19 protein-coding genes are annotated in these 21,751 nt (G+C 57.1%); 4 read left to right on the top strand and 15 right to left on the bottom strand.

Annotation, left to right across the window (positions count from 1 at the left end; genetic code table 11):
* Positions 1 to 53: 53 nt before the first annotated feature.
* Positions 54 to 866 carry a universal stress protein gene (locus GRI39_RS13865; protein ID WP_160740327.1) on the bottom strand — a complete coding sequence of 271 codons (813 nt, stop codon included), beginning with the start codon at positions 864 to 866 and terminating at the stop codon, positions 54 to 56.
* 344 nt (positions 867 to 1,210) lie between these two features.
* On the opposite strand from GRI39_RS13865, the gene GRI39_RS13860 reads away from it, so the two are divergent.
* Both GRI39_RS13860 and rimK read left to right on the top strand, forming a co-directional pair.
* Positions 1,211 to 1,684: an ATP-dependent zinc protease family protein gene (locus tag GRI39_RS13860; protein WP_160740326.1), complete on the top strand. Its 474-nt coding sequence runs from the start codon at positions 1,211 to 1,213 to the stop codon at positions 1,682 to 1,684.
* Complete coding sequence (rimK, locus tag GRI39_RS13855; RefSeq protein WP_160740325.1) at positions 1,681 to 2,586, top strand: 30S ribosomal protein S6--L-glutamate ligase; 906 nt, start codon at positions 1,681 to 1,683, stop codon at positions 2,584 to 2,586. Before GRI39_RS13860 ends, rimK begins: the two co-directional genes overlap by 4 nt.
* Before the next feature lie 59 nt (positions 2,587 to 2,645).
* Here rimK and GRI39_RS13850 read toward each other — a convergent pair whose 3' ends face one another.
* From GRI39_RS13850 to GRI39_RS13795, 12 genes are all read right to left on the bottom strand, one after another.
* Complete coding sequence (locus GRI39_RS13850) at positions 2,646 to 2,882, bottom strand: hypothetical protein (protein ID WP_160740324.1); 237 nt, start codon at positions 2,880 to 2,882, stop codon at positions 2,646 to 2,648.
* 105 nt (positions 2,883 to 2,987) lie between these two features.
* A complete protein-coding gene (locus GRI39_RS13845) occupies positions 2,988 to 3,818 on the bottom strand; it encodes a cupin domain-containing protein (RefSeq protein ID WP_160740323.1) in 831 nt (276 codons plus the stop codon).
* Between the two features lie 108 nt (positions 3,819 to 3,926).
* A complete protein-coding gene (locus tag GRI39_RS13840) occupies positions 3,927 to 5,138 on the bottom strand; it encodes an MFS transporter (protein ID WP_160740322.1) in 1,212 nt (403 codons plus the stop codon).
* Positions 5,139 to 5,191: 53 nt separating this feature from the next.
* Entirely contained in the window at positions 5,192 to 5,914 is a 723-nt protein-coding gene (locus GRI39_RS13835) for an SIMPL domain-containing protein (protein WP_160740321.1), read from the bottom strand.
* A gap of 267 nt (positions 5,915 to 6,181) precedes the next feature.
* Positions 6,182 to 7,390: a serine hydrolase domain-containing protein gene (locus GRI39_RS13830; RefSeq protein ID WP_160740320.1), complete on the bottom strand. Its 1,209-nt coding sequence runs from the start codon at positions 7,388 to 7,390 to the stop codon at positions 6,182 to 6,184.
* Complete coding sequence (locus tag GRI39_RS13825; RefSeq protein WP_160740319.1) at positions 7,387 to 8,952, bottom strand: carboxylesterase/lipase family protein; 1,566 nt, start codon at positions 8,950 to 8,952, stop codon at positions 7,387 to 7,389. Before GRI39_RS13825 ends, GRI39_RS13830 begins: the two co-directional genes overlap by 4 nt.
* A gap of 179 nt (positions 8,953 to 9,131) precedes the next feature.
* Complete coding sequence (locus tag GRI39_RS13820; RefSeq protein WP_160740318.1) at positions 9,132 to 10,790, bottom strand: FAD-dependent oxidoreductase; 1,659 nt, start codon at positions 10,788 to 10,790, stop codon at positions 9,132 to 9,134.
* Positions 10,791 to 10,892: 102 nt separating this feature from the next.
* A complete protein-coding gene (locus tag GRI39_RS13815) occupies positions 10,893 to 11,408 on the bottom strand; it encodes a MarR family winged helix-turn-helix transcriptional regulator (protein ID WP_160740317.1) in 516 nt (171 codons plus the stop codon).
* A gap of 121 nt (positions 11,409 to 11,529) precedes the next feature.
* Positions 11,530 to 13,875 carry a TonB-dependent receptor gene (locus GRI39_RS13810; protein WP_160740316.1) on the bottom strand — a complete coding sequence of 782 codons (2,346 nt, stop codon included), beginning with the start codon at positions 13,873 to 13,875 and terminating at the stop codon, positions 11,530 to 11,532.
* 165 nt (positions 13,876 to 14,040) lie between these two features.
* A complete protein-coding gene (locus GRI39_RS13805; protein WP_160740315.1) occupies positions 14,041 to 15,393 on the bottom strand; it encodes an MFS transporter in 1,353 nt (450 codons plus the stop codon).
* A 59-nt stretch (positions 15,394 to 15,452) separates the two neighbouring features.
* Positions 15,453 to 16,895, bottom strand: coding sequence for an NAD-dependent succinate-semialdehyde dehydrogenase (locus GRI39_RS13800; protein ID WP_211371628.1), 1,443 nt, complete (start codon positions 16,893 to 16,895; stop codon positions 15,453 to 15,455).
* 32 nt (positions 16,896 to 16,927) lie between these two features.
* Positions 16,928 to 18,397 carry a carotenoid oxygenase family protein gene (locus GRI39_RS13795; RefSeq protein ID WP_160740314.1) on the bottom strand — a complete coding sequence of 490 codons (1,470 nt, stop codon included), beginning with the start codon at positions 18,395 to 18,397 and terminating at the stop codon, positions 16,928 to 16,930.
* Positions 18,398 to 18,564: 167 nt separating this feature from the next.
* Here GRI39_RS13795 and GRI39_RS13790 point away from each other — a divergent pair, with 167 nt between their 5' ends.
* On the top strand, positions 18,565 to 19,146 hold the full coding sequence (locus GRI39_RS13790; protein ID WP_160740313.1) for a MarR family winged helix-turn-helix transcriptional regulator: 582 nt from the start codon (positions 18,565 to 18,567) through the stop codon (positions 19,144 to 19,146).
* A gap of 34 nt (positions 19,147 to 19,180) precedes the next feature.
* Here GRI39_RS13790 and GRI39_RS13785 read toward each other — a convergent pair whose 3' ends face one another.
* Positions 19,181 to 19,669: a DUF3237 family protein gene (locus GRI39_RS13785; protein WP_160740312.1), complete on the bottom strand. Its 489-nt coding sequence runs from the start codon at positions 19,667 to 19,669 to the stop codon at positions 19,181 to 19,183.
* 125 nt (positions 19,670 to 19,794) lie between these two features.
* On the opposite strand from GRI39_RS13785, the gene GRI39_RS13780 reads away from it, so the two are divergent.
* Entirely contained in the window at positions 19,795 to 20,277 is a 483-nt protein-coding gene (locus GRI39_RS13780; RefSeq protein ID WP_160740311.1) for a DUF3237 family protein, read from the top strand.
* Between the two features lie 67 nt (positions 20,278 to 20,344).
* On the opposite strand, the gene GRI39_RS13775 is transcribed toward GRI39_RS13780, so the two are convergent.
* The gene (locus tag GRI39_RS13775; RefSeq protein WP_160740310.1) at positions 20,345 to 21,604 is read right to left on the bottom strand and encodes a serine hydrolase domain-containing protein; all 1,260 of its coding nucleotides are present in this window, start codon (positions 21,602 to 21,604) and stop codon (positions 20,345 to 20,347) included.
* Positions 21,605 to 21,751: the final 147 nt, after the last annotated feature.

The raw sequence follows: 21,751 nt of genomic DNA, 5'->3' as shown, positions 1-21,751 counted from the left end.
TCGCCCCCCCTTATGCGAGGCCGGAAGCCGGCTTTTTCAGCCGGTCGTGCGGATTAGTGGCACAAGAACAAAGGCCGCTCGACCGCGCTCAGCATATTGCGCGTGACCCCGCCGAACACGCGCTGACGCAAGCGCGAATGGCCAAAGGCACCCATCACGATCAACCCGGCATCGATCCGTGCTGCATAGGCATTGATGTCTGCTGCGACGGAGGCTTCTGTCCGTTCCAGCCATTCAATCGTGCTGGTGATGGAATGGCGGGTGAGGAAATTCTGCGCTTCTTGCGGGGCAATTTCATAATCAGACTCGTCCCGCTGTGCGCTGCACACCAGATGGACGGATGAAGCTTTGGCCAGCAGAGGCACGGCAGCGCGCAAGGCATGGGCGCTTTCCGGCGTGCCTTTCCATGCCACCACCGCAGGGCTTGCAGGCACATAGCCGGCACAATCGGTGGGGACCACCATCACCGGCACACGGCTTTCAATCGCCAGTTCACCGGGAAGGGAGGAATAGCCCGGCTCCCCGGTTTCTTCATCACAAGCGCCCACGATCACCAGATCGCTCAGGCTGGCTTGCTGATAGAGCCGCGCGGCCACCGTGCCCGATTGCTCCATCCATTCCCAGGGAATGGTGCTCTGTTCGAAATGCGCTGAAAGCTTGGCCCGCATTTCTGCCGCATCGCTGCGCTGATTGGCGATCATCTGCGTCACCAGCGTGCCATAGACATCATTGGGCATGATGAATTCATAGGGCGTGGCATGAAGGCAGGTGAGGAAACCATCAAAGCTGCGCGCCAGATCTGCCGCAAGCTTCAACCGGGCATCAAGGCAGCTATCGTTGTGAACATGGACGAGAAGGGAACGCATCTTTAGTCTCTCCTTTTGGAATACTCGTTTTGGACTGGGCTCGCCAAAGCGCATTTTCGCCAAGACGGGTGGCCATTCTCAATTGCACAATCCACTATAGCTTTAACGCAGCCTATATGTCTTGTTTCCGGTCAAATTCTTTCGAAAAATGGCACTCTTTTAACCGGCGATATTGGTCGCTTTTCAATAAAGCGCCATATTTCTCTGCAACCTAGGTCCGCAATGGGCGTGAAATAATATGACAGGGAGGCGATCATGAAATTTTTGTGGATGATCGTGCTTCCGGTCCTTTCTCCATGATGCGCTCGCTTTCCTGCGCCTGCGGAATCGGTTAGAGGCTGGCAATGACACAGATGCCAGTTTCCGGATTGACCCTTGTTGGCTGGCGCGAATTTGTCGGCCTGCCAGCTTTTGGGATCAAACATTTACCCGCCAAGATCGATACTGGCGCGCGAACCAGTTCGCTCCATGCAACCGATATTGCCGTGTTCGAACGCGATGGGGAAAGCTGGGTGCGATTCACCCTGGATGGCGGCCATGGCACCTCCCAATGCGAAGCCCCCAAGGTCGCACGGCGGGTGATTACCAGTTCCAATGGTCAGGCGCAGGAACGCTTGATCATCAAAACCGATTTACAATTGGGCGCATTGCAATTCCGGGCCGAATTCAGCCTCGCAGACCGATCAGACATGATTTTTCCCTTGCTGGTCGGGCGAACATCTTTGCGGCGGCGGTTTGTGGTCGATCCGGGTCGGTCTTTTTTAGTTTCGGGCGGTTCTTCTGCGGAAGAACGCTTCCTTAAAGGCATTGCCACATGAAAATTGCCATTTTGGCGCGCAACGCCAATCTCTATTCGCATCAGCGCCTGGTTGAGGCGGCACAGGCGCGCGGGCATGAGGTGGATATTCTCAACACCTTGCGCGTCACGCTCAACATTACATCGCACCGCCCGGAAGCCTATTATAATGGCGAAAAGCTGGGCGTTTATGATGCGGTGATCCCGCGGATCGGGGCCTCCATCACCTTCTACGGGCTGGCGGTGCTCCGCCAGTTTGAAATGATGGGTGTGTGGCCGCTGAATGAAAGCGTGGCCATTGGCCGCAGCCGCGACAAATTGCGCAGTATGCAGATCCTCGCCAAGGCCGGCCTTGGCCTGCCGGTCACGGCCTTTGCGCATGATCCCAAGCAGACCGACGATGTGATCCGCATGGCTGGCGGGGCGCCGGTGGTCATCAAACTGCTGGAAGGCACGCAAGGCATTGGCGTGGTGCTGGGTGAGACTGAGAAGTCAGCCAAATCCGTGATCGAAGCCTTTCGCGGGGCCAATGTGAATATTCTGGTGCAGGAATTCATCAAGGAAGCTGGCGGCACCGATATTCGCGTGCTGGTGGTGGGCGGCAAGGTGATCGCTTCGATGAAACGGACAGGGGCGGCCGATGATTTCCGCTCCAACCTCCACCGCGGGGGCAGTGCCGAACTGATCAAGATTACGCCTGAAGAACGCTCCACCGCCTTGCGCGCGGCCAAGCGCATGGGCCTCAATGTGTGCGGCGTGGATTTGCTCCGCAGCAATCATGGGCCGGTGATTATGGAAGTGAACAGCTCGCCCGGCCTTGAAGGCATTGAAAAGGCCACCGGCAAGGATATCGCCGGCAAGATCATCGAATTTATCGAACAGCATTCCCAGCCCGGCAAAACCGCGACACGCGGCAAGGGGTGAAACACAGGCAGGGTCAGCGGTTCATCAAGCGCCGCTTACCCTGCCATTTCCGGATGCGTTTACGTGCTTGCCGGTGTCGGCTCGTCGGTTGGTGTAGAGGTGTCGGCAGTCGTGTCCGCAGGCGTTGCGGCCATCGTGCCATCAGCCGGAACAGCGTCTGTCATGTCGGTTGCAGGCGCCGCTTCCTCGCTTGTATCACTTACCGCCACGCTCTTCTTCGCGTCTTCTTCCGTGCCTGAACACGCCGAGATGCCAGTCGCCAGAATAGCCAGACCAATAATCCAAGTCGCTTTCATAATATCACACTCCTGATGCCAGGCGTTCCCCGCCCGAAGGCAAGACTATCAGAGAGTTCGCATTTACCAAATATGGAAAGCATACTAAGGCTAAGTATGCTTTGATTATAAGGGCTCTCCCTGTGTTTCAGGTGCCGTCAGCGGCATGGCCAACAGGCAAACGCCATCTGGCGAAAAGCGTATTTCATCAAGGCTTTCGGCCAGCGCACATTCACCCGGCATGATCTGTTCACCCGCCACATCGACAGGTTGGCGGGTCGGCATGATGAGGAAGGGCGCGGTGTAATGCTGCGCCGTTTCCCTGCCTGGCTCCCCGGCGATCTGATCGAGCCGGAAATAGGGGCCGTTCACCAGATTAACGCTGTTTTCCAATGATATGCGCTTGTGCAGACTTTCATCATAGCGCTGCAATTGGGCCACGGCTGCCGCTTCATCGAGATGCAATTCGCGCGGGCGGCCATAATCATATAGGCGATAGGTAATATCGCTGTTCTGCTGCATTTCGATCAGGCTGATTCCGCCACCAATCGCATGAACGGTGTTGGCGGGAATATAGAAGAAATCGCCCGCCTCGACCGGATGCCATTCCAGCATATCTTCAATTGAGCCATCCAACGCAGCGGCGCGCATGGTCTTGCCATCCAGACCCTGCTTGAAACCAACGCCCAGAACTGCTCCCGGCTCAGCATCAATCACCAGCCAGCATTCTTCCTTGCCCTGATTTCCCAGTCCAAGGGCCTGCGTCTGTGCATCGGAGGGATGAACCTGTACCGAAAGCTTGTCGCTGGTGAAAATGTACTTCCCCAGCAATTGTGGCAGTGCGGCAGGTGGTTCAAACCAGATTTCACCAATCCGCTGTCCGCCCGTATCCCCAAAAGGCGCAGGCAATTGCGTGCGGCCCCAGATTTTTCCGACGCTCTTAGTAGATAGCTTCACGCAATATTCCTCTAGCCTGCATCGGATGATTTGCGCAGTCGATGTGAGAATATTGCACATGCGAAGAGCGAAGGGTAGACACTAGAATTGCGCCGCAATAGAAAATCGTCAGGCGGGCAATTCGCTCGCGCCCTTATCTGCCAGCAGATAGATACCGATCGCTATCAGCCCGATGGCTGCGCCCACCATAGCAGACAGGCTCCAGCCCCCGGCTTCGAAACTGGTGGAACCGATCACCGAGCCCATCGCGCCAAAGACGAACATCACCGCCATGTAAGAGGCATTGATGCGGCCCCGGGCTTCGGGATCGAGCGAGAAGATCAGTTTCTGGCCGGTGATCTGATTGATCTGCACGGCAGAATCGATCACCACCGCCATGATGGTGAAACCGATGATACTGGCGGCGGCAACGGTCCAGTCTGCCAGAAGGAATCCTGCGGTTAGAAGAATGAGCGAACCCAGGCTGGCAGGCCGTGTCAGGCGGTGATCGGCCAGCCATCCGGCCAGGGGTGCCACCAGAGCGCCCCCTGCACCCGCCAGCGCAAAAGCCCCGATAGCGGTATGGCCAAGCCCGAAATCATGGATCAATGTCATCGGGGCGGCCGTCCAGAACAGGTTGAAAGCGGCAAACATCGAGGCTTGATAAAAGGCCCGCATCCGCACCACTCTGAAACGGGCGAGCTGGCCGAAGGTTGATGCCAGAACCCGGCGATAGGACATGCCCCCCGCCGGTTCGCGCCGGGGGCAGGCGATGAACAGCGCAATCCCGATCACCGCCAGCAGGGCGGATGAGGCAAAGAAGGTTGTCCGCCAGCCAAAACTGCCAGCCAGAAAGCTGGCGAGCGGGCGGGACAACATAATCCCGAACAGCAGCCCGCTCATCACCGTGCCCACGACGCGGCCCTGTCGTTCAGGGGCGGCGAGATGCGATGCCAAAGGCACCAGCACTTGCGCACCCGTGGCACCCACACCGGTGATGATGGAAGCGATAAGGAAAGTGGCGGCGTTGTTGGACAGCGCAATGCCAAGGCAGCCCACTATCGTCATCCCGGTGGAGATCAGCACCAGACGGCGATTTTCGAATAAATCGGCCAGCGGAACGATGAGAATCAGTCCAAGCCCATAGCCCAGCTGGGTGAGGGTGGTGATAAGCCCGGCCATCCCGGTGGACATTCCCACTTCCGGGCCAATGATTTCCAGCAATGTCTGCGCATAATAGAGGTTGGCCACCATGGCGCCACAGGCCACCGACATCAAAAGGATGGTGAAGCCGGAGAGGGTGGAGGCGCTCGATGCTGCACTGCGGGGAGGATGGGCCATGGCGCTCTAATGGGGAGGCGCCATGGCTTTTACAACGCCTCAGCGAGGCGGGGTCAGTCGAGATAGAAATTTACTGTGGTGACGACCCGAACCTTTTTGAACGGTGTATCGGCCACGCCATAGCCTGCCTGATCGCCATCGCGCGAGCTGATGGAGAAATAGCCTTGGGTGGCGTTCTTGATCCCGCCGACGGCCGTGTCACTGTCCTTGGCGAATTGTTCGGCTGCCGCGCGGGCATCACGGGTGGCAAGGGCGACCATTTCGGGCTTGATCGCGTTCAGTTTGGTGAAGCTGTAGGTCATGCCGGAGCCTTCCTGCAGCACCACGCCTTTACGCACGAGATCGAATTGATCCGCCACAGCCTTTTGCGCCCTGGCAATATCGGTCGTGCGGAATTGCAGGCGTTGATTGATCGTATAGGTCTGCACGCCATTCTGGATCATCTGATTGACCCCCGCACCTGCCGGTTGCAGCGCATCATCGGGAAAGCCCAGAGTTTTGAAATAGGCGCGGATCGTGTTCGTATCGCGGTCAATATCGGCCTGCACCTGTTGCAGATTCATGCCCTGTTCGGAATAGGTCAGCGTCCATGTGGCGAGATCTGCCGTGACATCGCGTTCCGCAAGGCCGCGCACGGTGACGGACCGCTCTGCTTTATTGGCCCGCACCAAGCCATTGCCCATCAGATAGCCGCCAGCAATCACACCGAGAGCAAGGATCGCGGCGGCGCCAAGTGGTATCCACCGCATGTCGTTCATGGCTGATTTTTCCATCATCATTCCCCTTTGACAGCGGTATGCCGCGCTATTTTGAAACAGAGTCTGAATAGAGTGCTGGAAAATGAAGAAACGGCCACCAAAAGGGAACAAAATATTGCTGCAATACATGTTTGCCCATAGCTGGGCACTATTTGCTCTTCTTTTGATCGCCCCCTGCTCAAGATCGCAGGATTTTCAGCAGAGGGCGATCGATGGCTGCTTTCCGGTGCCATCGTTCATCATGGGTCTTGAGGGTGGCCGGATCAGGCCTGTCGTCCGTTCGACTTAATGGCCATCCCATTGGGATGCGGCGGCCATGAAAGCCAGTTCCTCGCGCAGGACCGGGTCCGCTTCCGGCCCGACGGGGCCGTGGCTCATCTTGACGATGACGGTATCAGTATCGGGATCGACATAGATGAATTGCCCTTCGCCACCCAGCGCCGTGAAGGCATGGGTGCCTGGCACCGTCCACCAGAACCAGCCATATCCCAATCCATCCTCACTCGGTTCGGTGGTGATGTCATGGCTGAGATTGTCGACGAAACCTTCGGGCAGGAAGCCTGTGCCGTTTGCGTGGCCGTGGTTTAGCATCATCAGCCCCAGCCTGCCATAATCCCGCAATACGGCATTGAAGCCCCCGGCCGTGAACTCTCTGCCGATTCCCGGCGGGCCGTCGATGACATAAAAAGCATCGGCCTCCATCCCTGCGGGTTTCCACAGTCTGGTGGACAGGAACGTGCTGACCGGTATTCCGGCGGCGCGCTCCACCACCCAGCCTGCGACGCCTGCATCCAGACTGTTATACCGATTGAAAGTGCCAGGAGCATGTTCCCGCTTGGTGATGAGGGCAGCATCCGTGTAGCGTGCGCGTTCCTCGACCCAGGAGGCGACATGGGCGTTGTAGGCTGAGGTGCCGGGTTTGAAGAAATTTTCGTCCCAGGCAATGCCGGAACGCATTTCCATCAGATCCCGAATGGTCACGCCATCATATCCGGTCCCTTTGAGTTCGGGGATATAGTGCGTCACCTGATCGGTCACTGACCTGATCAGCCCTTCCTTTACGGCCAGCCCGATCATGATGGCATTGAGCGATTTTGCCATGGAATAGGAATTGTACCGTGTCTCTGGTGTCGATCGGTTGAAATTGCCTTCGAAGACGACTGTGCCATGCTTTATGATGAGCAGAGCATCGGCAAAGGTATTATCAATGGCATCGCTCCCCTGATGAACCTTGCCGTCCACTTCATAGGTGAAGTTGAGCGGGGCGAGGCTGACAGGCAGTGGCGAGGGCTTATCGCCTGCTTCTACCGGTACAGTGTTGAACATCAGATCCATGGTGCGATTGGCGAGGGGGCGCACCGCCTCATCGAACATCCGCTCGCGATATTTCATGACCGCTTCCGATGGCCCGCTTTGTGCTTCCTGCGCATGGGCGGCCCCCATCATGGTTCCGGTAAGAAGAATGCCGGCGAACATGTTGAACAAGGGTTTCATGAAGACTTCTCCAATACGGGGGGATGGGTGACACCACCCGCGACGACCTCTAAATTGGCGAGGTCTTTTTTCAGGAAAGCAAGATCTGATCCGTCTGGATCGTTGGCCATGTGGCTGTGCAGATTGAAGATCATCGTTGGCCGCGACGTGGAATTATAGGGCTGCCATGGTGGAATATATTTGTTTTGCGGATTGCCGTTGCGGGCAAAGGACACCCACGCATTGTTCATCTGCTGCATCATACGCTGCTGTTCGGCCAACTGACCGGGCTCGACCGGTTCGGTGCCGACCGTGTCCAGCACGAAGGGGATGTCAATTGCGTGGGGCGACATTAACAATCCGTCACGCGCAGTCGTCTGCCAGTCCATCCGGTACATCCAGACCGGTGCGCCCCCCAATTTGACCTGCTCATCTGCAATGCGTTGGGTGAACAGCCGGGTTGGCCAGTCGGACCGGATCAGTGCATCCACTTCCCACGGGCTCGCTGTGGGGTGGGTGGCGCGATAGTGGGCCACGACTGCGGGTGCCTGCATGCCAAAAACAGGCTCCAGCTGAGCAGTCACTGCCGCAAAATCCCGCTTGGCCGCGCCGGGGTTGCTGGCCAGGAAATACTCGGTCATTTCGGTGCGGGTGCAGCCGATCATCAGCGGAACATCGCGCGATAGGGGGGAGGCCCCGTTCCAGAAGGGATGCTGCGGCAGCGCCACATCATCGACGACCGGAGCGAAATCCTGAATCACTCCCATGACACCGAAGCCGCCCAGCTCTTCAAAAATCTGGTAATAGGCCCGCATGATCGCATCAAGCGGCACATTCTGAATATCGCGCACCCGGTTCTTCGGAATGTCCAGTAAAGTGAGCAATCTTGCGCTTAATTCACGGGCATAGGGTTTTTCAAGCGCAAGCGGGGCCGGGCCGCTCTGGATGATGGCCTTATGGAACAGGCCTGCCGCGGCGGGCATCGCCATCAGGAAGGACACTTTCTGTCCCCCGCCGGACTGGCCAAAAATAGTCACATTGTCCGGATCACCGCCAAATTCCTCGATATTGTCGCGCACCCATTTGAGCGCCAGCACCAGATCGAGCATTCCTGCACTGGAGGACCCTGCAAAAGCTGGATCATATTCGTCGAGATAAGCGTGAGCCAACACGTTGAGCCGGTGATTGGGGCTGACCATGACAACATCGCTATGGGCTGCCAGATGCGTTCCTGCCTGATAGTCTCCCGCTGCCGACAAGCGCCACAGGCCGCCGCCGTGGAGCCAGACCATGACCGGGCGTTTGCGCTGATCGTTGAGGGAGGGAGTCCAGACATTGAGGGTCAGGCAATCTTCGCTTTCGCGGGCGTCGGCAGCTCCCGATTCCAGAGCGTCTTGCGGATCGCTCTGCGGGGCAGTCGGCCCATAATCGAAGGCGCGCAGCGGGGTGCTCCATGGCTGCGGGGGCGTAGGGGGCATGAACCGGCCGCTCCCGCTGGTCGGTGCCCCATATGGAATGCCCTTGAAGGCCAGTGCGCCCTGTTCGACTTTGCCGATAACCGGGCCATAGCGAGTGCGGGCCATAGTCGTTGCCCCACCATCTGCAAGAAGGCGCGACGTGGTGCATCCCGTACTTCCCAGTAAGATCGGGGCAGTGAGGCCTGCCAAGAAATTTCGTCGTCCAACTTGCATTGATGTTTCCTCTCCAAGAATGCCCAAAGGTGCCGCTATTTTGCGGTTGCTGCCAATGGGGACGGTGCCTGTTACTGTTTGGGTGAGCCTGCGCCGGTTATGAGGGCGATCAGCTCTTCCGGCCTGTCGGGCAGAGCATTGCCGCGCCACGCCACATGATGATCCGGCCGGTTCAGCAGCAGCGTGTGACAATAGGGTTCGGGTAGTTCGCTCACCTCTATATCCAGCACAGAAAGAGGAACATTCGCCGCACTCGCCGCCTGTTGCAGTGGCGCAATATCAATCTCGCGATCGAAGCGCAGCAGCGTGTATTCTGGCCCGAGCTGGTCATACAGGGAGTGCCCCCCGGGCAGCCACAGATGCGGTGTCCGGCAACCGGGCACGGTCGAGGGTGTATATTCATTGATCGTGTAGGAAGGTGCCTCGCCGTCATCATAAGCAATCAGGGGCGATGCGGGATAGAAATAGCCGAAGTTCAGGCCAGCGCAGGCAAATTGCTGGACATGCAATTCATAGGAATCCTTGCCGATTTTGGCACGTAGCACCTCGCCTTCGGGGCCATCATCGTCGATTTCGAGGGGGATGTTGATCCGTTCTGAAATCGCCTTCTGGGCGTGGTTCATCGCGAAGCGCGATACCTGATCGGTAATAGGCCAGCGCTCCGCTTCATAGGCATCGAGGATGTTCTGCGAGCCCCATCCATTGAGGTGAGCGGCCAGCAACCAGGACAGGTTCATGGCATCGGCAATGCCGGTATTCATTCCATATCCGGCGTAAGGCACCCAGATATGGGCAGAATCTCCACAGATGAAGACCCGGTCCTGCCGGAAACGGTCGGCCACGAGCCGGCGTCCAGTCCAGTCTTCCTGGCGCAGCACTTCATATTCGAAGCTCTCATCAACTCCGAGCAGGGCACGCAGGCATTTGTCGCGATCAACAGCGTCAAAATCCGGCTCATCCGGCAGCAGGTAATTATGGAGCAGCCAGGTCTCGACCCCGTCAATCGCCACCAGATTCCCGGCCCGCTCGCCAATATAGAGATAGCTCATCCAGGCCCGTTCAGTGGGGATGGATTTGAGCAGTTCAGGCGCGCGAAAATAGGTCGATTGCACTTGCTGGATGACCGCATCGCCTTCCAGTTTTGCCCCGATCTGACGGCGAATGCTGGAGGCCCCGCCATCGCAGCCGATCAGGAACTGCCCTGTCAGATGGACCGGTTCGCCAGTCTTGAGATCGGTCGCCTGGGCATGGACCTGACCCGTGTCCTGGGTGACGTTTTGAACATCAAGATCGTTGAGGATGCTGATATGCGGATTGGCCTGTGCTCGTTCGAACAGGATCGGTTCGAAGAATAGCTGGTTTACGCGGTGCGGTGGTTCGGGCGTGGGCCACCAGCCATCGGGAACGTCGGTAACGGTGAACCGGTCGCGGCGGCATGGGATGGGAATGCGGGTCAATTCACGGCCGGTGGCTCTGGTGCGCACGACCACATCATTGGGATAATCGTCCGGCAACCCGACGGCGCGAACTTCATCGGCAAATCCCAGTCGCCGGAATGTCTCCATGGTTCGTGACGAGACGTGATTGCAGCGGACCGTATCATTCGCGCCCGCAGGATTGCGTTCAGCGATAATCGAATTGATCCCACGGCCAGCAAGATCGAGGGCCAGGCAAAGGCCGACCGGGCCAGCGCCTACAATGAGAACTGGGGCAGAAAAAGTGGTTGTCATCAAAACCTCTCCGGCAGGTGCCGACAAATTGAGTCAGAAAAAATCTTGGTCATGCAAATATCTCGCCAGTACGCCGCTTGAGGGAATGAACATCTCATGCAGTCAGGATGGTGAAGCGCGCGAAGGGATCTGGCCCGCTGCTGTATCGGGGAGCAGGGGGTTGCGCACACGGTGGTTGAAAGACTGAACAAATTGCCCAAGCAGGCGGCTGAGTTGGCTCAACTCTTCTTCACTGAGTACTTCACGCATCCGTTCCGAAATGGCTTTGGACAAGGGGGCTGCGCGGATCAGCAGATCCTCCCCTGCGCTGGTGAGCATCAGCGTATTGCGGCGTCGGTCTTTTTCGCTTTGCCGGCGCTCCACAAGCCCGTTCCTTTCCAGCAGGCGCAGAACCATGGTGGCCGTAGAGCGATCTATTCCGATCAATTCGCAAAGCCCCATCTGGTTTATGCCCGGCCTCGCCCGCAAAGTGTGCAACACGCTATATTGGGTGGTCGTAAGGCCAAGCTCTGCGGCTTCTTCATCAAACAATGCGAGCACGATCTGGTGGGCACGCCTGATGATGAAACCGGGGCGCTGATAGAGAGCCTCCATCGAAGTCGGGTCCTGTCCATTCATGATGCCATTTTTCTCCACAAATTCCGGTATCGGTAATGTGACACAGGGGATGCGGAAATGCGAAGAGGGGGGCAGACATGAGGATTGACCAGCAAGCGCATGTCTGCCCTCCCTCTTCAGATTAATAGCGATAGCTCACGGTCAGGCCGACGGTCCGGGGGCGCAATGTCCGATAGTAATAAAGCGGGGAGGTGTCGGTATCTCGATTTTTCCCCAGCAGCGGCGCTGCATTGAGCAAATTGTTCACGAATACCGACGCATCGATATCCCCTTTGCGAAGGCCAACTCTCATATTGACCTCGGTCACTGCCGGGTCGAACCGCAATGTCGGATCATAGCCTGATGCAGCAGGATCATCATACATCGCGCGCTTGCCGTTATTGTGGCTGTTATAGCGCGCGTCCGCGTGGATATAGGCTTCCCCAAAACTGTTCAGCGGCAGCGTGTAATCCACATTGCCGGAAAGCTGCCACGGTGATCCTTCAAGCGAATCTCCGTCACGGGCAAACACCACATCATTGACCACCACGGTTTTGGTGAGTTTGGCGTCAACATAGCCAAGCGAGCCGCTCAACTGCAGATTGTCAGTGGCGCGCAGTGAAAACTGCATGTCAAAGCCCTTGCTGGTGGCAGCGCCAATGTTGTCGCGGAAACCATTGCCGGCACATCCTGCCAGTACGAACTGCTGGATATTGTCCCATTTGATATAAAAGACACTGGCATCGGTGCGCAGGGCACCACCGAACAGTTTGTTCTTGGCACCAAGCTCGAAACTCCAGGTCGTATCAGGATCGAAGGTGGCCGGGGCGTCCTGGATTTCGCAACTGGCGAAGAGCGGCGGATTGACGCCACCGCCACGGAAGCCCTTGGCGGCAGATGCGTAGACCATATTGCCATCGTTAATATCGTAGGTCAGGCCAAATTTAGGTGTGAAGGGCCTGGACTTCTGAACGCCGGTCGTCGTCGTGGTTTCGGGCCCACTGCCGGTATAGTTGAGGGGGCCGCCGACATCGCGGCGATAATCGAAAGTCGTGTCGCTGTATCGTGCGCCAAGCGTAGCGGTGAGGCCTTCGAGCAGGTCCACATCAACCTGAGCAAAGGCAGCCCATTGCTTGTCGACAGTGTCATTGGCCGAGGTGAAAATATACTTGCCGTCTGTCAGGCCAATGCCGAACACTGCTTCGATAGGGATGATCTTCCCGGTAAATTGGTCTTCGATCTTGAAGTCTTCGATCTGGTGGGCTTTGCTGAAATAGCCGCCAACCGTCCAGCGGATCGGGGCACCACTGTTGTTCGATGAAAGGCGAATTTCCTGGGAAAAAACCTTCTGCCGTGCCGATACGGTTCCCGGCACTTTCCAGCCCGGAAGGAAGGGGTAGGGTGTACCGAAAATGAAACTGGTGTTGAGGCTCGTGTAATCTGGTGAACTTGTTCCGTCGCGGTCAAACCATGAGGTTACTGAAGCCAGTTCGACATTGCCAAGATCCACAGTGGCATTGAGGCTGGGCAAGAAGAAGCGGTCATTGAATGTCTGTGCCAGCGAATATCCGTTCACAAATTGTCCGGCATCTGCATCAGTCAAATTGCCCCATAAGGTGCCTGAATCGTCCCCTCGCACACGCTGGTAATAGAGGGATGGCAGGATGTTCACCGTATCCGTCAGTTGGAACGATAGCGCCCCTCGCAAGGCCACGGTATCGGATGCGTTAACATTCTTATAAAACTCGGTGCTGTCAGGCGTGGCGACATTGAAGGGCCGGCGATCCACCCAGCCACCATCCTTGCGATAATAGGCACTAACCCGCATCCCGATCCGACCGTCGACAAGAGGCAAGCCCAAAGCCGCGCCACCTTCATAGCTGGCATCGCCCCCTTTAGTGGTTGCAACTTCTGCACGGGCATAGGCGGAAGTGTGGTCAAGGTTGGGTTTGGGGGTAATGAACCGGACTACGCCGCCCTGTGCACCGGCACCAAAAAGTGTGCCTTGCGGGCCGCGCAGCACCTCGACACGTTCGAGGTCGAATATGCGCGGGAATGCCGTGCCAAAGGCGGTTTGGGGGTTGGATCGGATCTGGATTGCAGAATCGTTGATATAGATGCCGGTGGTGGCCGCACCCGAGGAAGATGACACGCCGCGGATAGCGATATTCGTGCTGGTGTCGCTGCCGAAAGTGCCGCCGGTAAAGCTGAGGCCGGGGGTGAGCCGGGCAATGTCAGCGATGTTCTTGACGCCTTGGCGATCCATGGACTCCTGCGAAAAGGCTGCGACACTGATGGGCACCTTGCTGAGCAATTGATTTTTCCGGGTAGCCGTGACGACGATCTCCCATTCGGGTTGATCGGCGGTCTCGGTGTTCTCGGATGCAGTGTCCTGCTCATCCATTGCTTGGGCATAGACTGCTGATGGCAGAGCCGTGCTTAAAGCCATTGCAGATGATGCGATCAGTACGGTTTTGTAAGTGCCCATTCTATCTCTCCCACGTTTTTATAGTCTCGGTTTCCGAGTCCGACTTTTTAATCGGTATGATGACTGATTATTTTGAGAAGGGGATATGGTCAAGAATTATATGATTAATCAAGTGAATTAGCGAAAGGTCCACATCCTGTCATCTATAGCGACCAGCCATGTGCTTCAGCGCGGGGCTGGTGGGGTTTCTACAGGCCGCAGAAACAGCACCAGAATCGCAACCATGATCGGGGCCAGCGCCACCAGCATCAAAGTTAACTGAAGGCTGTAAGCTGAGGTGAGCGCAAACCCGCCGAACAAAGGCAGGATGACCCCGCCAATGCGCCCGGCACCACCAGCCCAGCCAATTCCGGTGCTGCGCACAAAGGGCGGGTAAACGCGGGCCATAACCATGTTCAGCCCGGCCTGTCCGCCGCCCTGGAACATAGCCATCAGGAACAGGGTCGGAATGAAGAAGGGGCTATGGAATGGAACCTGACTCAGGGAGACGATGGCAATGGCATAGCCCGTGAAGAAGAAAGGGATCGGCAGAGTCGGGTGCAGGCGATCCAGAAGGGTGCCAATTGTCAGCATTCCGAAAATCCCTCCCAGCAGGCCGACCATCGCAGACAGGGCGAAATCCTGAATCGAAATGCCCGCCATTTGTAGGAAAAAGCTTGGCAGCCATGCTGCGAGCAGGGCGATCGTTCCCATGGAAAAGAAGCAGGTAGTGAACAGGATAGCGGTGGTCCGGGCCCGGCCATCGCGGATCAGTTCCAGTGGGCTGGGTCGCGCCCCGGTTTTGCGATGGCTTTGACCGATAAAGGTCTCTGTTCCGGTGAGTTCGATTTCGGGGGCAATTTTTGCGATCGTCAGGGGAATTTTGGCATCATGCGGATCTCTGTTGACCCGGTAGGCAAGGGATTCCGGAAGGAAGGCAATCATGGCAGGTATCAGGATGAGTGGCATCATACCGCCTACCCAGAAGCCGCTTTGCCACCCGAAATCAGGCACCAGAAGCGCGGTGACGGCCCCGGCGACATTGCCCAGACTATATCCGGCCATGCCCACAGCAATAAAAGTTGCGCGGCTCTTTTTCGGTGTGAATTCAGCAACCAATGCAACGGCCATGGGAAGCACGCTGGCCAGAAACAGGCCCGCCACACCGCGCATGATGGCCATGATCAGGATCGAAGGCGCGAATGCGGTCGCCACTGTCAATGCGCCGAACAATGCAAAGGAGATGACCAGCATTCTTTTCCGGCCATAGATGTCGCCAAGCGGACTGATCAGGAAGGCACCCAGAGCCAGTCCGATCTGTTGTAGCAGGATGACAATGGTCATGGACGCCGGAGCAACATCGAAACCTTCGGCAATGGCAGGGGCGATCTTGCCGATCATGAAGATATCGAACCCGTCGCTGAACATCACCATGAAGCACAGGATCAGGACCAGGAAATGGATTGGCCGCAGCTTCTGCTCATCGACAAACCCCTGAATATCGAATGTCTTCGGCATCATCGCGGTATTTCCTCTCATGTGACCACCCCTGATCGGGGTTGCGGGGTGATGGCCTCACCCTCGTTTCGTTGGTTTCGTCAGATCTGATGGATTGTTTTGGTGACCAGACAGGCGGCCAATCCTTCGGGGCCGTCTTCTGCACCATGTCCGCTCTGTTTTACACCGCCAAAAGGCGCATCTGCTGCGGCCAGCCCTGTGGTATTGATGCCCACCATCCCTGCTTCCAATGCGTCGCCGACCAGATTGGCCTGACGCGCATTTTCGGTGAAGGCGAAGGCCGCGAGGCCGTAGGGCAGGCGGTTGGCCTGATCTATGGCCTCGTCAAAATCGCTGAAGCGGGAGGTGACGACAATCGGCCCGAACGGTTCTTCATGCATCACACGGGCGCTCAAAGGTGTGTCTGCCAGCACTGTTGGCTTCCAGAAGAACCCTTGTGTGCCGAACGTTTCCCCGCCGCACAGCAGGGTCGCGCCTGATTGCACAGCATCGGCCACGAGCGTTGATACGGCATTCAGGCGTCTGTCATTGGCAAGCGGCCCCATTTCGGTCGACGGCTCCAGCCCACTACCGAGGCGCAGGGCAGAAAAGCGCTTTGTGAAGGCGTCGATAAAGCGATCGTGAATGGCGTCCTGCATATAGAAACGCGTGGGCGAAACGCAGACCTGGCCTGCATTGCGTGACTTCCCGATAGCCAATGTTTCGACCGTTCGTTCAAGGTCGCAATCATCAAAGATAATCACAGGGGCGTGCCCACCCAGCTCCATGGTGGTCCGTTTCATCGTGTCAGCGGCGAGCTTGACCAGATGCTTTCCGACCACCGTCGAGCCGGTAAAGCTGACCTTGCGTATGATCGGGCTGGCAAGCAGGTGGCGGGATACCTCGTCGGGAACGCCAAAAACCAGTTGCACGACATCGCCGGGGCATCCCGCGTCGATGAGGGCCTGCACCACGGCCATGGCCGAAGCCGGTGTTTCCTCAGCCGGTTTGAGAATGACCGAGCAGCCGGCTGCGATTGGTGCCCCGAGCTTGCGGCCCGGATTGTGGATTGGGAAATTCCACGGTGCAAAGGCCGCGACAGGCCCGACTGGTTCATGCATCACCAGCGAGCGCGTTCCGCTCGGCCGGACCAGCACGCGGCCATAGTTTCGCTTGGCTTCTTCTGCATAGAAATCGAACAGATTGGCACATGCCAGCGTTTCGATACGGGTTTCAGCCAGAGTCTTGCCTTCTTCCAGCGTGGCAAAAGTTGCGATCTGGTCGATGCGTTCACGCAGCAGGCGCGCGGCTTCATGCAGCACATGGGCTCGCTCACCGACGGGCGTCTTGCGCCAGTGCCGAAACCCGCGCTCCGCTGCATCGAGAGCGCGATCGAGATCGGCTGCTTCAGCGAGCGGAAGTTCGCCCAGCGTATCGCCATTGGCTGGATTAACAATGCGGTGCGTGCGGGTGGATTGTTCTATCCATTCACCAGCAATATACATGCCGAGGCGAGGGTAGGGGGTTGGGTGTGTATTTGGCATCTGTCGCTTTCGCAAAATAGAATATGTCAGGGTCAGGCCTCGATCGCAGCAAAGGCGCTGGCAGGTGCCCAATTGCCATGCAGACCTTGCCGGAGGCGGAAGGGCATGGCGATCGTAGCAATCGGTCCCTTCGACAGGGCCATGGCATCGAGCAGCAGCAAACGTGACGCCTGCTCCGCAAGCCTGTTTTCAACCACCACCAGATAGCCATCGCCCTCTTCGGTGGAGCCGGGGCGAGGGATGAAGGCGGGTTCCTGAAGCGAGCTTGCCGGGCCGACCCAGTAGGTTTCTGTAGCTCCTGTTTCGAGGTCGAGCCGGGCAATGGTATTCATCATCATGCCGGTCGCGCTGCGAATGCCGGGCAAATCGACCGGCTTCGTCTGATCCTGCACCAACTGCCAGCCATAGCGGTTGGCCTGACCGGCAAACCGATCATCGATGCGGGGGAACTCACCAACCAGATCGGACAGAGGGGTCATGGCGATATCATCGCTATTGGCCGCCATATCGACGCTCCAGCGTGTCATGCAGGCGGCAGCCTCGACCGGATTGAAGGGGGCCCCTTCGGTGTCGGGGAAAAATGGAAACATGTTGCCCGATGCCATGGGCACATCGAAATGCACCTTGGTGCCGACATTATGAGCATTCATTACATGGCTGGCAAAGCAGGTCGGCGCGCTGAACCAGCGAATGTCTTCTGCCTGCCCACGACGTGGCAAAATACCAAGATGAACAGGCCGCGCGCGATCAAATCCGAAATGCGGCAATCCGGATTCAAGCCTCTCCCATGATCCCACGATCGGAACGACGTGAAAAACGACGTAATCGTCGGTGAAACCAAAGTCGTGCATCATGCAATAATAGGGAATTTCGAACCACACTTCGTGGTCGATTTCTCCGACTGCATTAATGACATAGAAAACCATGTCTCGGGTGCACAGGCCCTTGGCAGCGTAGCCAAAGGCCAGCATTTCCCCGGTTCGTGCATCGATTTTCGGGTGGGCTGTAAAGGTTTCCGATGTCATGCGGCCGCCGAAATCGTAAACCGGATCGATCGTTTCCAGCGTTTCCGGGTCCATCCAGACAGGCGGGCTGTCTTCCTTCAAAGCCAGCAGTTTGCCTGCGTGAAGAACAACATTTGTATTGGCTGTGCTGCGCACCTTGCCTGTCACGCTGGCATCGTCGGTCAGCGGATTGCGGTAAGCGCCGAACAAGGCGCGTCCGGCTTCGCGTTCTGCCGTGAACTTTTCAGTCCGCGCCCAGCGCTGCTGCAAGGAAACGTTGCCGTCTTTGAAACGAATGCGGGTGACCATGCCATCGCCGTTGAACCAGATGTCGTCACCCGCCAGCGGCGGGAATTGCGGATCGGGAGCAACGCGGAAGAATGAGCCATCAAGAGCGGGCGGTACGGCCCCGTCGATGACAGGCAGATGGGCAACATCCGCTTCAACGCCCGAAGGTGCGAAATTGCCGGAGAAATTGGGTGTATCGGGAAAGTTCATTGCTAACCTGTTCCACGCAAGTGTCCGGTTCGGACTGCGCCTGCTTGAGTGATTATTGCCAAAACTTGATTAATCAAGCGAATTGGCGAAGGCAAGCGATTTCCTGTTGTCATTGCGCGGCAGGTGAAACATTGCATCAGAAACGACTATCGGCAAAATGAACGTGAATGGCAGTTGGGGCTGCCGCATCGGGACAAGAAATGGTGACATCGAAGAAAACCGGTTCGGCCAAAAACGAGGCTGGCACAGCTGCGCAGGCTACAGGAAATGCGGCCACCGAGCTGGCGGGCTGGAAAATGGATCGATTGGATTACCCTACCTTCCGGATCGGCCTGCTTGCGAAGATCATGGACCGGCTGACAATACGCCAATTGCTGGAACAGGATGAGCTGACCTATGCTGAATGGCGGGTTCTTGCCCGGTTTGCGACAATGCCGGACGGAGGCACTGCGGGCCAGGTTGCTGAACTCGCCTGGGTGGATTTTGCGGAAGTGAGCCGTGCCGTCACGTCTCTGGTGGGCAGGGGGCTGCTAGAACGAAAGAGAAACCCTGCTGACAGGCGTGCTTCCATCGTTTCGCTCACCGATGCAGGCCGGGTGCAGTATCGTGAGACGCAAAAACGGCGGAGCGGTTTCCATGAAGATCTGCTGTGCGATCTGTCTGCTGATGAACGCGCCACGCTGGATGATCTTCTGATGCGGATCGGAACGCAGTTAAAGGGCATGTTGAAAGACAGTTCTTCATCGTGACCATGCGGCCTGTGCGGAAGTTCAGGAAAGCTGTTCACAATACGGCGTAGTAACGGAAAATCGAATGGTCGGGTTCGCCGTCCGGGCCGATCTGTGGCCTGCGTTGTCCGACGCCCACAATGACCGTTCGGTTGAGCCATTCATGAGGGCCGTCAGGGGCTCGGAAATAGGGTGTACAACGGAAATATGACCCGATGGCTTCCTTGCCCGGTCGTTCAAGCTTGCCATGCACGTAACCCAGATTGCGGATGTAGATGAGCGCGCCGTCATCGGCCTCGATCATGTAATGTGCGTTGAGTTCAACAACACCGTCGGTCCGCATCACAGGCCAGTCGGCACCGCTGTAATCGACCAGTTTTCCTGTCAGTCTGGGGCCGCTTACGAGCGAGTTTTCCCCGATTGAGGTGTAACCGTGGTTGGGGCCCCCATCGTGAATGGCACCCGTGTCCCACCGGCGATCGAAATTGATGCGAATGTCAAACGCATGTTCGAATTTCAGATCCAGCGATTGGTCATCATGCACAGTCTCATTCTCCTTCGCCAGCCAGGCAGCTTTATCGCGCCATTGCGCTTGCAACCTTCATGCAGCACAATATATGATTAATCAAGCAATATGCTGCAACCCCGGATATGGATGGGAATTTCTGAATGACTGACTGGCAGGTTTTTACTCCGCAATTTCGCTTTGCTTTCTCCATCGCGCTGACGCTTGGGAAGCCATATTGGCTCAAGCCGACATCTCAGGGCGCAACACGGGCAGGGGTGTATGCCCTGGACGGGACGATCGAAGGCCCGGGCATTACGGGCAGAGTCATCCCCATGAGCGGCGGTGACTGGCCCTTGCAGCGCCCCGATGGGGTGCTCGATTTCGATGCTCGCTATATGCTCGAACTGGATGATGGAACGGTGATCTACATGCAGAACCGTGGCTATCGCTGGGCATATACCGAGGAAGTGGCTGAACGCATGGCGCGTAACGAGCCAGCAGAGCCGCACGAATATTATATGCGCGTCACGCCCAAATTCGACGTACCCGAAGGGCCACATGACTGGATGGCCCGTCACGTTTTCGTCGGTGTGGCTGAGAAGATCCCCGGTGCCAACCGCATCCATTATTTCGTGGTCGAGTGATAGGGCATCGTTCTGGCGAGACAGCGAGACAGCATGAGGCCGCTGTCTCGCCCCTCATAAAACCGTTCTAGGGCCTGGTCGGCTCCCAGTTCGATACGGCGCGGAAGAAAGCTTCACTTTCCAGATAACCAGCCTCGGCAGTGGCCAGGGGAAGGTAGCTCAATTTCACGACCACTGTCTGGGTGTCTGGATCGACATAAATGAACTGGCCCTGGAGTCCGATCGCCATGTAGGCGTTGGAATCGGCCAGTGTCCACCATTGGTATCGATAGCCCCAGTGTTCATCGGCTGAAACAGGTTCTGGCCCCGTGGTAACAGTCGATGTCCGTACCCATTCCGGGGAAATGATCTGGCGCTCGCCAACGCGCCCTTCATGCAGCATCATCTGCCCGAGACGGGCATAATCCCTCAGCGTTGCATTGAAACCCATGCCATTGGTGGAACGGCCTACGCCGGGAGGGCCATCAGTGAGGAAAAAACCGTCCGCTTGTGCGCCCAGCGGAACCCATATCCGCTCACTCATATATTGATCGATTGGCTTTCCGGTGGCTCTTTCCAATATCCAGCCCAGCAGATTGGTATTGAGCGTGGAATATTGGAAGATCGTGCCCGGCTCTGCGATCTTGTCGACCATGAAAGCCTCCTCGACTATACGCCGCCGATTATAGACGAGAATTTCCTCTCGCAATTTGGCTGACGGGGTGCCGGGTTCGGGACGATAGGAATCCGGGCGATTGGCGCCCGATTTCATCTCGAGCAGATCTTCCACTGTGGCCCCTTCATAGGCCGTGCCGATCAGTTCGGGGACATAGGTTTCCACTGTGTCGTCCAGCGATTTGATATAGCCGTCTTCCAGCGCAGCACCGACCAGAATGGACGTGATCGACTTGGCCATGGACATCGACAGAAAATGCGTGTCGGGACCGGTGAAGTTCCGATAGTTTTCATAGATGATATCGTCACCCTTCATGACCAGAAGGGCATTGGTATAGGTGCGTTCGAGGAACTGCTCCGGCGTGTGTGTCTGCCCTTGAAAGTCATAGGTGAAATTCAGCGGATGTTCGTCACGCGATAAGGGGGAGGCGATTTTCCCTGCTTTCACGGGCAGGGTGTAAAAGATCGAATCGATGCTGTGAAAGGTCAGGGCATTGATCGAATCATTCATGAAAATCCGGCGAAGTTCCTGAATGGCAGGCGTGGGTTCGCTGGCTGCCAAATCGGTGTTGTCTTGGGCAAGGGCCGTCTCGGTGCAGACCAGCGACAGCGCCGCCGTTGCTGCCAGCAAAGCAGCGCGACCTGCGCCATATAAGCGTTTCCTCTCGTACATCCTGTTTCCCTTCAGCATTGGGGCCAGCTTGATTGTGACCGCTCGAATGAGGTGCATCCCGGCAAATCATATTCTGAAAGCTTGATTACTCAAGTAGTTTCTTTTTTGGATATACGCGTCTAGCGTCCAGATTCGCTGCCAATACTA

The organism is Altericroceibacterium indicum (genome assembly GCF_009828105.1).
GTDB lineage: Bacteria > Pseudomonadota > Alphaproteobacteria > Sphingomonadales > Sphingomonadaceae > Altericroceibacterium > Altericroceibacterium indicum.
This window is presented reverse-complemented; position numbering and strand designations above follow the sequence as displayed.

Excerpts from the sequence above, each read along its gene's own strand:
- GRI39_RS13865 (WP_160740327.1), bottom strand. The coding sequence starts at position 866 with ATGCGTTCCCTTCTCGTCCATGTTCACAACGATAGCTGCCTTGATGCC.
- GRI39_RS13860 (WP_160740326.1), top strand. The coding sequence starts at position 1,211 with ATGACACAGATGCCAGTTTCCGGATTGACCCTTGTTGGCTGGCGCGAA.
- rimK (WP_160740325.1), top strand. The coding sequence starts at position 1,681 with ATGAAAATTGCCATTTTGGCGCGCAACGCCAATCTCTATTCGCATCAG.
- GRI39_RS13850 (WP_160740324.1), bottom strand. The coding sequence starts at position 2,882 with ATGAAAGCGACTTGGATTATTGGTCTGGCTATTCTGGCGACTGGCATC.
- GRI39_RS13840 (WP_160740322.1), bottom strand. The coding sequence starts at position 5,138 with ATGGCCCATCCTCCCCGCAGTGCAGCATCGAGCGCCTCCACCCTCTCC.
- GRI39_RS13835 (WP_160740321.1), bottom strand. The coding sequence starts at position 5,914 with ATGATGGAAAAATCAGCCATGAACGACATGCGGTGGATACCACTTGGC.
- GRI39_RS13830 (WP_160740320.1), bottom strand. The coding sequence starts at position 7,390 with ATGAAACCCTTGTTCAACATGTTCGCCGGCATTCTTCTTACCGGAACC.
- GRI39_RS13825 (WP_160740319.1), bottom strand. The coding sequence starts at position 8,952 with ATGGCCCGCACTCGCTATGGCCCGGTTATCGGCAAAGTCGAACAGGGC.
- GRI39_RS13820 (WP_160740318.1), bottom strand. The coding sequence starts at position 10,790 with ATGACAACCACTTTTTCTGCCCCAGTTCTCATTGTAGGCGCTGGCCCG.
- GRI39_RS13815 (WP_160740317.1), bottom strand. The coding sequence starts at position 11,408 with ATGAATGGACAGGACCCGACTTCGATGGAGGCTCTCTATCAGCGCCCC.
- GRI39_RS13810 (WP_160740316.1), bottom strand. The coding sequence starts at position 13,875 with ATGGGCACTTACAAAACCGTACTGATCGCATCATCTGCAATGGCTTTA.
- GRI39_RS13805 (WP_160740315.1), bottom strand. The coding sequence starts at position 15,393 with ATGAGAGGAAATACCGCGATGATGCCGAAGACATTCGATATTCAGGGG.
- GRI39_RS13800 (WP_211371628.1), bottom strand. The coding sequence starts at position 16,895 with ATGCCAAATACACACCCAACCCCCTACCCTCGCCTCGGCATGTATATT.
- GRI39_RS13795 (WP_160740314.1), bottom strand. The coding sequence starts at position 18,397 with ATGAACTTTCCCGATACACCCAATTTCTCCGGCAATTTCGCACCTTCG.
- GRI39_RS13790 (WP_160740313.1), top strand. The coding sequence starts at position 18,565 with ATGGCAGTTGGGGCTGCCGCATCGGGACAAGAAATGGTGACATCGAAG.
- GRI39_RS13780 (WP_160740311.1), top strand. The coding sequence starts at position 19,795 with ATGACTGACTGGCAGGTTTTTACTCCGCAATTTCGCTTTGCTTTCTCC.
- GRI39_RS13775 (WP_160740310.1), bottom strand. The coding sequence starts at position 21,604 with ATGTACGAGAGGAAACGCTTATATGGCGCAGGTCGCGCTGCTTTGCTG.